This is a genomic window from Psychroserpens sp., assembly GCF_047633235.1.
Classification (GTDB): domain Bacteria; phylum Bacteroidota; class Bacteroidia; order Flavobacteriales; family Flavobacteriaceae; genus Psychroserpens.
In genome coordinates, this window is sequence record NZ_JBLIET010000003.1 from 24,769 (window position 1) to 37,049 (window position 12,281).

Sequence of the window (12,281 nt, forward strand, 5' to 3'; positions counted from 1 at the left end):
AAGTGAAAATTGAAGTAATCACATATTTAATATTTACATTTTGCCTTGGGCAAGTCTTTTCTCAAGAATTAAGAATGATGCCGAGAGATGTAGACGAAACTTATAAATCTCTTATAGATTTTGATGTTGAGAATTCTAACGATTTAAAAAGCATCTCGTTTCTTCAATTAGGAAGTGATTTGTATAATTTACGACTCATTAATTACGAAATAAGTTTTGTTTCACTAGGAATAAATTCAAGATTAGAAGAGGAATTGCCATATGAGGATACTAGTTATGATTATACAGGTTTTTATTATTTAGATTTCGGAATTAACTATAGGGTTGATGATTTTAGTATTGGATTGTCTATAGAGAATTTTTTAAATCTCGATTCTAAAAACTTTAGTATCGATCCAATTATAGAGCAGTCTAATGGATTTGTTAATGGCTATTATTTTTCCCATGAAGCTGATACTTTATTTTCAATGACATTAACCTATAATTTTTAAACGAGAATCTATAGGCGTTTTGAAGATATAAAAATTCACCAATAGTTTGAGGGAATTACTTGGTTAGTACTAACATAAGATGGATTAATTATTAAGACTTGCCATGTGGAGATGTGGTGTTTTGGAGTTTTTTGTTAGTTGAAAACACCTGCTTCTAGATTGTTAGCAGGTGTTTTCTTTTGTATTTACGACTAGTATACCTTAAAATTGACTTATCAAAATGAGTTCCTTATTTATGTTTTAGTTTTTTAGATGTTTTCCTAGTCGAGCTTTAAAGATTCATGGGATTAAAATGAGTTCAATATCTTTGAACAAAGAACGTTAAATATATAACGATTAGAGCTTAAAAGAAGTCCAAATAATAGGCTTTTTAAGCGGTTATGAATATTAAGTTTAGGATTTATTTCTATAAAAAAAGCGCCAGACTTGAGTCTGGCGCTTTTCAATATAATAAACTGTATTTTTAAGGTTGCGATACCACTCCTAAAGTATGAAGTTGCTCCATAGTTGGAGATTCACTACCTCCAGCAGGCTCTAGGGTGATAGCAAATGCTTGACTTTCATTAGTGTTCGCTATGTTAAAGATTTTGTTGTCGTCATCATTGAAGTTGTCAATAATACCAAGACTTGTTGGAGTCAAAGGATTTAAGGTTAATGACCATACTTGCCATACCTTACCCTCTGGCGCGTTTGGTAAACCTTGGGCATCTAGGTAAATGCTATTATTTGATTTGTTCCAATATACTTTTGCATATGTATTAGCAAAGTCACCTTGACCTCCTAATGGTACAGAGATAATATCTCTATCTCGAAGCACATTTAGTAAGTTTTCTTTGACTGCTAAATCAGTTTTTGCCGCTTCAATCTGAACGTTTAAATATGCTTTTTCAATGTCTGCATCAGAGACCTGCATTTCCAATTGCTGGTTTTGATTAACCGTCCATAATAATCCTGCACCAATGACAAGCGCTGCAGCCCATCCTGAATAGGTTAGCCAGTTATATTTCGCTCTTTCAATTGAAATTACTTTTACCTCTTTTCCACCTATTTGTAACTTGTCCTTTATGAGCTGTAACAAATGTTTGTTGTCACCAGGAGACATGGCAGAGGATAGTTTTATTATGGCAGATTCAATGTCTAGAACCTCTTGTAATATTTCAGGATGTTTAAGCATAAGGTCTTGGACATCTTTATTGTCTTGACTACTTAATTGGCCAGCAACAAAAAGCTCGAGTATTCCTGATTCTATGTATGCTTTTATATCCATCTTACTTTAATACTATTGTTCTCAAATCTTTGATGCAATTTCTATTTCTAGTTTTTATTGTTCCTATTGGAATGTCTAACTCTTCTGAGGTCTCTTTCTGAGTATACCCCTTAAAGTATAAGTATTCAATAATTTTTTTGCATTTTTCACCCAGTGCCTTCACGTATTTTTCAATGCCTATAGCGTCAACTTTGTCGTTTAAGCTATCTGCAGTTTCTAAAATATCTACGAAAAATTCAGCATTAAGGTTTTTTCCAGAATTCTTATAAGCTTTTGATCTTGTTTTGTCTATGGCAGCATTTCTTGCGATATTTAAAATCCAAGTAAAAAAACGTCCTTTACTTGAGTTATAAGAATCTGCTTTATGCCATGCTTTTATGAAGACGTCTTGCATAACCTCTTCGGCAATCTCGTGATCTCTCACAATATTATAAATAACACCATGCATGCTATTGCTATACATATGGTATAATTTTTCAAAAGCTCTTTCGTCCTGCTTTTGAAAATCTCGTACCAATTGATCTAAATCCATAAAATATGCTTTGCTCTAAGAGGTTTAAAAATAAGATATTTTAAAACTTGTAAATAACCCAATTATTTAAAATAGTAATCTTATTGAATAATACCACCACAGCTTACACGAGTTCCGGCAGCTCCAGAAGGTTGAGATGTGAAATCATCTGTGCCTTGATGTACGATTATAGCTTTACCTAGAATGTCTTTTGTTTCATCGCCACAACCAATACACCACTCGTCTGTAATTTTGGTAATAGTTCCATGTCCTTTTGCATTGGCTTTAAAGTTACCAATATCACCTTTGTGATAACCGACAGCATCTCCCCATTTACCATGTGCTTCTCCAGTTGGGTTCCAATGCCCTCCTGACGACTTTCCATCACTAGACGAGCAATCAGCTTTTTCGTGAATATGGATAGCGTGTTCACCTTCTGTCAATCCGTCAAGTACGGCAATCATAGTCACAATTCCTTGCTCTTGTGTAAATATAATGTTTCCAATAGCAGTACTCTCACTCTTAGATTCAAGAGTTAATACTACTTTTTTATCATCTGCGTAATAGGCAGGTTCTTCTTTAGCTATGGCTCTTTTTTGAACGTTTTCCTCAGTTTTTATTTCTACTTCTGTAGTCTCCTCTGTTGGGACCTCTTTTTTGTCAGATTTACAGGATACACTTAAACCTAAAGTTAAAATTGAAATGTATAAAATTGATTTTTTCATCGGTGTGGTTTTTAGTAAAATTTATGTTGAAAGATACTCAATATTTAAAGCGATTAAAAATTTTTCAACTTATTTTATATAGATGATATATGTCATGTTTTTTCAACACTTATGGCTGTAACTTTGGCCTAAATTGTTTACGTATGTGCAAGTCATTAGTTCAAAAGTATAATGTGGCTGGACCACGATATACAAGTTATCCAACTGTTCCGTATTGGGACGATGCATCGTTTTTACTCAAAAAATGGAAAGAATCACTCTCAATCTCCTTTAGCGAAAGTAATATTTCTGAAGGCATTAGTCTTTACATTCATTTACCATTTTGTGAAAGTATGTGCACATTTTGCGGTTGTAATAAGCGCATTACTAAACGGCATAACGTTGAAGAGCCGTATATTAAATCGGTTTTAAAAGAGTGGAGTTTATATCTTGAATTATTAACAGGACGTCCAAAAATTAAAGAACTTCATATTGGAGGAGGAACGCCTACCTTTTTTTCTTCGGAAAATTTAGTATTACTTATAAAAGGCATTTTAAGGACCGTTAATCTAGCAGATGATTACGAATTTAGTTTTGAAGGTCATCCAAATAATACCACAAAAGAACACTTGCGAACACTTTATAATCTAGGATTCACCAGAGTAAGTTTTGGTGTTCAAGATTATAATGAGACGGTTCAAAAAGCAATCCATCGCATCCAACCTTTTGAAAATGTAAAGCAAGCCACATTGGCTGCTAGAGAAATTGGTTATACTTCAATTGGTCACGATATTATTTTTGGACTGCCATTCCAAACGGTAGCTCATGTCTCTAAAACGATAGAGCTTACTAAAGAATTGATGCCAGATAGAATTGCTTTTTATAGTTATGCTCACGTCCCATGGATTAAAGGAAATGGTCAACGAGGTTATAGTGAAACCAATTTGCCTTCTGGAGCTTCAAAACGATCACAATATGAAGTTGGTAAAGCCTTGTTAAATCAAGCGGGTTATCATGAAGTTGGAATGGATCATTTTGCTTTAGAATCAGATAGCTTATATAAGGCGATGATAACTCATAAATTACATCGTAATTTTATGGGTTATACAGCTTCAAAAACACAAGTAATGATTGGCTTAGGTGTCTCATCCATTAGTGATAGTTGGTATGGGTTTTCCCAAAACGTAAAAGGAATTGAAGACTATTATCATTTAATCGAACAAAATATTATTCCAGTTTATAGAGGGCATATGCTAACTAAAGAAGATCTTATAGTAAGACAGCATATTTTAAATTTGATGTGTCATTTTGAAACGAGTTGGACAAATCAATCGTTTATTATCGACGAATTAAATGAGATTGTTTTTAAACTAAAAGAAATGGAAGCTGATGGTTTAGTTATATTTGAAAAAGAAAGTATTAAAATCACACAAAAAGGACAACCGTATGTCAGGAATGTTTGTATGGCTTTTGATGTTTTACTCCAAAGAAGACAACCTAAAACAAGATTGTTTTCTATGACTGTTTAAATCAATGTTAAATAAGTTTTAAATGTTTTGATACGTTATTAAAACCTTTATATTAACTCATGTACAACCAAAAAACATAATAGTATGGATAAGATAATAGTACCAATAGATTTTTCTCAATATTCTGAATATGCACTGGAAACAGCTGCTATTTTGGCAAAACGAAACAATGCTGACCTTTTAGTTTTACATATGTTAGAGCTAGATCAAGGAAGTTTGATTAGTTCTGGTGAGGACCAAGACCAACAAATGGTATTCTATTTGAAACTGGCCGAACAAAAATTTGAAGAGTACTTAAATAAGGACTTTCTTAAAGGTATTAGTATAACACCAATCGTTAAACACTTCAAAGTATTTAGTGAAGTTGCAGAGGTCGCTAAAGAGCATAATGCCGATATGATTGTTATGGGGTCACATGGAGCGAGTGGTTTATCAGAGATTTTTGTAGGATCTAACACAGAAAAAGTAGTTAGGTACTCAGAGATTCCTGTTTTAGTCGTTAAACAAAAACCTGATAAATTAGATTTTGATATTGTTGCATTTGCTTCTGATTTTTCTAAAGAAATGATAGAACCCTATATTAAGGCTCGTCATCTGTTTAGCAATTTAAAGTTAATACATGTTAATGTTCCTGGAGAAGGTTTTAAAAGTTCTTTAGAAATAGAAAAAACAGTAGCTAGCTTCCTTCAAACAGCAGATGGGAATCTAGATAAATTAAACGATGTGCATTATACCTCAGACTATACTGTAGAAAAAGGAATACTAAATGCTTCCAATCTTTTGGGAGCAGATTTAATTGCTGTACCAACACATGGAAGAAAAGGTTTAGCACATTTCTTTTCAGGAAGCGTGTCTGAAGATGTTGCAAATCACGCAACTTTACCAGTCATTACATTTAAAATTTAGTTTTAGATGTTTCCTAAAATGAAAAAGCTTGAGCATATTGCTCAAGCTTTTTTTTGTACACTAACTAAAAAATATTGAAGTATTAATTTACCTCTTCAGCTTCAATTTCTGTGCTTTCAGTGTCTCCATCTATAGACGTATTTTCCTGTTTAAGATGTTTATCTAAAAACTTTAGAATTCTGCTATACGATTCTATTTGGTTTTCTTTTTTCACGAACCCATGACCTTCATCTTCGAATAAAACATATTCTACAGGGACACCATTTTTTCTCACGCCAGCAACAATCTCGTCACTTTCTACTTGTAAAACTCTAGGGTCTTGAGCACCTTGTAAAACAATTAAAGGTTTTGTCACCTTATCAGTGTGAAACAATGGAGAAATACGTTTCAATCTGACAGAATCTGCCGAAAATGGATCACCTAACTCTAAGTAGAGCGACTTTCTCATTGATTCCCAATATGGCGGAATACTTTTTAGTGTTCGCATCCAATTAGTAACACCAAATAAATTGACACCAACATCAAATTCTTCTGGAGTGTAAGTGAGAGCAGCCATTGTCATATAACCACCATATGAGCCACCTATAATTCCAATTTTATCACCATCAATTTCAGTTTGCGACGCTAACCAGTTTTTACCTTCTACACAATCTTGTAAATCTTTCTCTCCGTGGTTGAGATCATCCATTTGGTAAAAGGTCTTTCCGTAGCCACTACTACCACGATTATTTACTGCTAAAACGGCATAACCATGATTGACCATATACTGAACGAGTGAGCTAAACCCTTGACGTGTTTGACCTCCAGGACCACCATGAACCCAAACCATTGCTGGTACTTTGTTTTCTGCAGAAGCTTGTTTAGGCAGATAGTATATTGCTGGAATCACAGTGCCGTCAAACGACTCGTAACGAATTACTTTTGCCGTTACTAAGTCGTCTGCATTGATCTCCTCATTTAAGACATTGGTAAGTTTGTATTGTTCTCTGGTTTCAAAATTATAAGTGTATAAATCTGATGGTGAATTAGAACCACCAACATACATCCGCATCCAATTTTCGTCATCGCTAAAACTAACACTAGTAATACTCTTATCTCCAAAATCTGGTAAATCAATAGCTATCATGGTTTTAGAATCTAAAACTTCTATGGCATTTTTGCCATCGTCATTGACGTAAATCACCATGTATTTTCCTTCAGAAGTAAAACCAGCGCCCGAAATATCCCATGATTTCTCTAGTACTTTTTTCTTTTCTTGAGTCTCTAGGTTATAAGACATTAAATAGGCGAATTCCGCACCATCATCTGTGGTGTAATATAAGGTAGTATCATCCTCAGAAAAATCCTGAGGTGAATTGGCACTTTGATTCTCATTAATTTTAATCATTTGTTTGGTCTTCACATTATACAATGATAAATCACTATCATTCGTGTTTAAAGACTTACTAAGCGCAAAATAATTTTCATCCTTAGACATCCCAGAAAAAGTAAGTCCAGTTTCATCTTTATAAATCATTTCTGAAGAAAAATCACTAATTGACATTTTATAAGTATCAAAATATCTAGGATCTCGTTTATTAGAGCCGTAATATAAATATTGGCCATCTTCAGACCAGCCGTAAAAAAGTGCCTTAGCACCATTCGCTGGTGTGATGTCTTTAATTGTACCTTCTAGATCTCGTACAAAAAGGTGGTCAATTTCATCACCGTTTCCATCGGCACTTAACAACATTCTATTGTCATTAGGAAAGTAAGACTCTGCAAAAACCGAAGTGCTATCTGATGTTGTAATCGCAGTCATTTCACCGCCTATAGTAGGTATGTTGTACACATTGTAAATGCCAGAGCGATTGCTTGACACGAGTAAATTACTATTATCAGCAGAAAAACTTCCGCCTCCAACAGCTTCATTGTCCATGAATTGTTCAATAGTGTACTGTTGAATTTCACGTGCAGCCATTGCCTCTTCTTTATTTTCCTCTTTACAGGAAAACAAAAGAATTGCTAGGCATAATCCTAAAATTTTTGTTTGCATAATGATTGTTTTAGTGTGTTGTTAATCTAATTTAAAAGTCTTTATCTCTTTAAATGGATTAGGTTGTACTTGTTCCATTTTAGATTGATAGGGTTTCCAGTTGTCATTAAAAAATGTATTCATCTCAGTTAATACACTTTCTAAAGCATCTTTAGCGTTTTTTATCAACGTCGTTTCTGTTGTCGTAATCCCATTTTGTCTTGAGCCAACATATTGTCTTGCTTGACCTAAACGTTGCATAACAGTAACTTCTGGATTTCTTGTAATACCTTGGCGCTTATCTTCTTTTCCTAAAAATTGGTCAACGATACTATCAATATTTTTAATAATAGCTTTTGATGCTTTTATATCATCTTTGTGCTTTTTCTTATCCAATTTACTAAGACGTGATTGGTAGTCTTTAGCAATAGTCTTGCTCTCAATGAGTTGTTTTACGGCGTCTGCAGCAGTTTGTTGCATGCCTTCTAACCGTTTAGAGGCATCATAAACTTGATTAATATTTACCATTGAAGTATTAACTCTTGGGTCTGATTTCACAGTGACCATCTCTTCAGAAGTTTGATCACCAAAATGCATCACCAATTTATAGTTTCCTGGTTTTACAGCCACACCTCCTGGTTCGTTTGTGCGTTTTCTAATGCGTTTTGAAGGGTAATCCGCACCAGCCTCTTCCAAATACCAAGTCCATTTATATAAACCAGTGGAGTCAGGAGCCTTTTGTTTAAGTGTTCTTATTAAACGATCACCATCATAAATCTTGAGGTGAATAGAATCCCACTTTACTTTAGTTTCTTCTTTTTCAGCTGTTGAAGTGTCATCTATTTCTTGTTCAATTAGCGCAGTCGAAGTAGCGTCATCATTATCTTTTTCTTCGGAATCTTCTTCCTCATTATCCTCTTTTTTATCTTTTTCCTTTTCTGAAACTTTTATCTTCTCATCTATTTTTACAAAATAAGAGAGTCTTGCTCCATAACCTCTATTTTCACCATGATACATAGCGTCTGCTCCAAAACGACTACCTGTTGGTTGTTGGTAGGCAGCTTGATATGCAGTTGGTGGTTCAAAAAGTTCTAGTTTTTGATTGATAAGCTCTTTGGTTTTTGCCATAGCACGTAACGGACGAATATCATCTAATACCCAAGCAGCACGACCAAACGTACCAATAATTAAATCGTGTTCTCTGGGATGTATAATCAAATCTTTTACGGATACTGTTGGAAATCCATTCGTCCATTTAGTCCATTTGTTTCCAGCATCGAAAGAAATATATAATCCGTCATCTGTTCCTAAGAATAAGAGATTTTTTTCTATTGGGTCTTCTATTATAGATAAAGCATAGCTTTCTACATCTTCAGCATCTACAATGCGAGTCCATGTTTTCCCATAATTCGTAGTTCGGTAAGCGTACGGTATATAATTAAAACGTCTGTAGTCGTTCGCAACTAATAATGCTTCACCTTTATTTTTATTAGAGGCTTTTATTTGCGTCACCCAGCTTCCCGCAGGCAAGTCTTTGATGTTTTTTGTGATATCATTCCATGATGTACCACCATTCATCGTATAATGTACTTTTCCGTCATCTGTGCCTATCCAAAGCATGTTTTCTTCTAATGGAGAAGGTTCTATGACCAAGATCGTTGTGTGATTTTCTGCTCCTGTAGCATCCATTGTAAGACCGCCACTTTCAGATTGTTTCTGTTTTTCAGGATCGTTGGTGGTGAGGTCTGGAGAAATAACAGTCCATGTTTCTCCTTTATTTGTGGATTTATGCACGAACTGACTTCCGAAATACAGTGTGCTATTATCAAACGGATCAATGTTTATAGCAGAGTTCCAATTGAAACGTAATTCCATTTTTGGATCTGGATGTGTTGGTTTTACCGAATAATTATTCCCTGTTTGCCAGTCATATCTACTCACATAACCTTGTTGGCTCATTGACCAACCGTAACGCGAATCATCTCTATCTGGTACGACATCAAAACCATCACCAAAGCTAATTTCTTGCCAGTAACTATTACGAATTCCTTGTGTTCTCCAAACGTATGCAGGACCTCTCCATGAGCCGTTATCTTGCATGCCACCATATACATTGTATGGGGTTTCATTATCTACATTGATGTGATAAAATTGAGCAACAGGTAAGTTGCCAATAAAGCGCCATGACTTTCCTCCATCTCTGGTAATATTCATTCCACCATCATTACCATCAATCATAAAATTACCATCTGTAGGATGAATCCACCAAGCATGATGATCTGGATGTACACCGTTATCTGCGCCATAAGCAGGCATCAATTGTTTGAAGTTTTTTCCGCCATCTTCAGAAACGTTAATATAGGTGAAAACAGAGTAGACACGATTTTCATTTTGTGGGTCTACGTATATTTCAGAATAGTAAAAGGGTCTGTTTCCAATATCACTTTTTTTGTTCGTCATTGTCCATGAAAAACCACCATCTTCACTTTTGTATAATGCGTTTTTCTCTGCTTCAACCAGTGCATAAATTATGTTGGGTTTGTTTGGCGCTATAGCGATACCAATGCGGCCTAAGTCACCTTTTGGAAAGCCTTCTTTTTCCGTGATTTTTTTCCACGTTTTTCCGCCATCATGAGTAATGTGTAAACCAGAGCCTTCACCTCCAGAATTAAAAAACCATGGGTCACGTTTATGTTCCCACAGTGCTGCAATCAATTTGTTTGGATTTGTAGGGTCCATGACTAAATCGGCAACCCCTGTTTTGTTGTTTGCAAATAAGATTTTGTTCCATGATTCTCCGCCATCTGTAGTTTTAAAAACACCGCGTTCTGGGTGTGCTCCCCATGGCGAGCCTATAGCTCCAACATAAACCACATCTGGATTTGTAGGATCAATAATTACGCGATGAATATGTCGTGTATTTTTTAAGCCCATGGCAGTCCAAGTTTTTCCGCCATCTAAGGATTTAAAAACACCATAACCACCGTTTAGACTATTTCTAGGATTACCTTCACCTGTTCCTACCCAAATCACACTAGGGTTTGATTGTTGTATAGCAACTGCTCCAATAGATGCGGTAACTTCATTATCAAAAATTGGAGACCAAGTAATGCCTCCAGAGTCACTTTTCCAAAGACCACCAGAAGCAGTTCCTACATACATAATATTGGTGTTAGTGTGAACAACATCAATGGCTGTGACACGTCCAGACATTCCGCCAGGACCAATGTTACGAGGTTTCATGTTTTTTAATACGTCTAGTGAAATGTCTTGTGCAAGAAGAGTGATTGATGCTAATAATAGCAACAAGGAAAGTGATTTTTTCATTTACTTTGGTTTGATTGCTTTAAAGATAAGCAAAAGTTTGAATCCATAAATCATGACTTTAGTTTAAAGGTGAAATTTAACAGGATCAACAATCTCATATAGTTGAAGGTTTAATAAAGATAGATATATCCGGAATACGATAAATGTCATATTTATTGCGATGTCAACTCACTAAATTTACTCCATAAATCAATATATAATGAAAAGAATACTAACATTAATGACTGTATTATTTGTAACCCTACTTTTAAGTTGTGGAGGTAAAAAAGAAAAGAAAAAAGAGGCCATTTATTTTGGGAAAAAAGAAGCTCCAGTAAAGGTTGAGGTACCCAAGGAAACCCAAGTACCTGCATCAAAAAGAGTAGATTTAACTAACAAAGGCATTGGACCAATTACGGCTATAACATTAGATGCAGTTATAGATCAAAAAATGGCAACTCACGGAGCTGATGTATATAAAAAAATGTGTACTGCAATCCATTTTGCTCTCATTGGATCACCAGGTAATAAAACTATTGCTGCTATATCTCCCTTTTTTGCTTCTATGTGTATACTCATCTGATATTAATTTATAATATATTTTTTAAATTTTTAGAAAAGAAGTACCTCTCTGCAAATCAATGGCAAGTTCTTCAATACTCGTGTTCTTGAGCATCTTTTTAAGACTTTTACGTATAATTTTAAATTTATCATGCACAGAACAAGGCTGCTGTTCTTCACATTTGTCTAAGCCTAATCCACAGCCTTCATAAATAATATCTCCATCTATAGCCTCCACAATTTGAGAAAGCTTAATATTTGGAATATCTTCTTTAATTATCTCAAAACCACCGTGTGCTCCTCTTACAGATTTAATGATATTGTGTTTCACTAAAGTTTGTAATATTTTTGCTGTGAACGCATAGGGAGAATTTATTTCTTCGGAAATTTCCCGAGGATTAACACGTTTGCCTTCAAAGGAGTTTTTGGCAATAAAAATGGATGCTCTTATACCGTATTCGCAAGCTTTCGAAAACATTTTTCTTAAGTTTAAATGAAAAAATAAATCTAAATAAATCCTAAAAAATCACAAATCATCTTTTAGGATTTATCATGTTAATGATGACACATTAAAACTGTTCAATTAAAAAATTAATTAAATCTGTAGTCGTTACAATACCAACCAATTTATTATCATCTACTATTGGTAATGCGTGAAATTCTTTTTTAGAAAGGATCTCTGCAACTTCTTTTATTGTCGAATTAGAAGTCACACTAACTAGATTTTTAGCCATGACCTGCTCAATGGTAGACATATTGTAAACTACAGTGTCAACATCTTGTTCCTCTTCATTTACACTATCTGCAAAGCTAATTCTAAGTAAATCTGTATAACTCAATATGCCTATAATGTGGTCTCCACTTACAACTGGAATATGCCTAATTTTGTTTTTCTTAAAAAGGGATTCGGCGGTTTCTAGGTTATCAGTAAGATTTAAAGTGATAACGTCTGTTGTCATTATTGCTGAAATAGGTGTTCTTTTTTTCATGTT

General features: G+C 34.5%; 10 protein-coding genes and 1 pseudogene. 3 read left to right on the plus strand and 8 right to left on the minus strand.

What is annotated here, in order from left to right; all coding sequences use genetic code 11:
• The first annotated feature begins 2 nt into the window (after positions 1-2).
• The gene (locus ACJAZK_RS01405; RefSeq protein ID WP_415222245.1) at positions 3-491 is read left to right on the plus strand and encodes a hypothetical protein; all 489 of its coding nucleotides are present in this window, start codon (positions 3-5) and stop codon (positions 489-491) included.
• A gap of 463 nt (positions 492-954) precedes the next feature.
• On the opposite strand, the gene ACJAZK_RS01410 is transcribed toward ACJAZK_RS01405, so the two are convergent.
• From ACJAZK_RS01410 to ACJAZK_RS01420, 3 genes are all read right to left on the minus strand, one after another.
• On the minus strand, positions 955-1,758 hold the full coding sequence (locus ACJAZK_RS01410) for an anti-sigma factor domain-containing protein (protein ID WP_415222246.1): 804 nt from the start codon (positions 1,756-1,758) through the stop codon (positions 955-957).
• Position 1,759: 1 nt separating this feature from the next.
• Positions 1,760-2,290, minus strand: coding sequence for an RNA polymerase sigma factor (locus tag ACJAZK_RS01415; RefSeq protein WP_028873319.1), 531 nt, complete (start codon positions 2,288-2,290; stop codon positions 1,760-1,762).
• A gap of 80 nt (positions 2,291-2,370) precedes the next feature.
• Complete coding sequence (locus ACJAZK_RS01420) at positions 2,371-2,994, minus strand: superoxide dismutase family protein (protein ID WP_415222247.1); 624 nt, start codon at positions 2,992-2,994, stop codon at positions 2,371-2,373.
• Positions 2,995-3,137: 143 nt separating this feature from the next.
• Between ACJAZK_RS01420 and hemN the strand changes: the two genes are divergently transcribed.
• Together hemN and ACJAZK_RS01430 are read left to right on the plus strand one after the other, a co-directional pair.
• Complete coding sequence (hemN, locus tag ACJAZK_RS01425; RefSeq protein ID WP_415222248.1) at positions 3,138-4,502, plus strand: oxygen-independent coproporphyrinogen III oxidase; 1,365 nt, start codon at positions 3,138-3,140, stop codon at positions 4,500-4,502.
• Positions 4,503-4,586: 84 nt separating this feature from the next.
• The gene (locus tag ACJAZK_RS01430) at positions 4,587-5,408 is read left to right on the plus strand and encodes a universal stress protein (RefSeq protein ID WP_415222249.1); all 822 of its coding nucleotides are present in this window, start codon (positions 4,587-4,589) and stop codon (positions 5,406-5,408) included.
• 82 nt (positions 5,409-5,490) lie between these two features.
• Here ACJAZK_RS01430 and ACJAZK_RS01435 read toward each other — a convergent pair whose 3' ends face one another.
• The 5 genes and pseudogenes from ACJAZK_RS01435 to ACJAZK_RS01455 all read right to left on the minus strand — a co-directional run bounded on the left by ACJAZK_RS01435 (position 5,491) and on the right by ACJAZK_RS01455 (position 12,278).
• On the minus strand, positions 5,491-7,443 hold the full coding sequence (locus ACJAZK_RS01435; RefSeq protein ID WP_415222250.1) for a S9 family peptidase: 1,953 nt from the start codon (positions 7,441-7,443) through the stop codon (positions 5,491-5,493).
• Between the two features lie 21 nt (positions 7,444-7,464).
• Positions 7,465-10,749: a WD40/YVTN/BNR-like repeat-containing protein gene (locus tag ACJAZK_RS01440; RefSeq protein WP_415222251.1), complete on the minus strand. Its 3,285-nt coding sequence runs from the start codon at positions 10,747-10,749 to the stop codon at positions 7,465-7,467.
• 471 nt (positions 10,750-11,220) lie between these two features.
• Positions 11,221-11,307, minus strand: a pseudogene (locus ACJAZK_RS01445) (purine-nucleoside phosphorylase); the annotation flags it as partial.
• Positions 11,308-11,332: 25 nt separating this feature from the next.
• Positions 11,333-11,767 (minus strand): RrF2 family transcriptional regulator, encoded by a 435-nt coding sequence (locus tag ACJAZK_RS01450; RefSeq protein WP_415222252.1) that lies wholly within the window; start codon positions 11,765-11,767, stop codon positions 11,333-11,335.
• A gap of 91 nt (positions 11,768-11,858) precedes the next feature.
• Positions 11,859-12,278, minus strand: a complete 420-nt coding sequence (locus ACJAZK_RS01455; protein ID WP_415222253.1) for a CBS domain-containing protein — start codon at positions 12,276-12,278, stop codon at positions 11,859-11,861.
• Between the last annotated feature and the right edge of the window lie 3 nt (positions 12,279-12,281).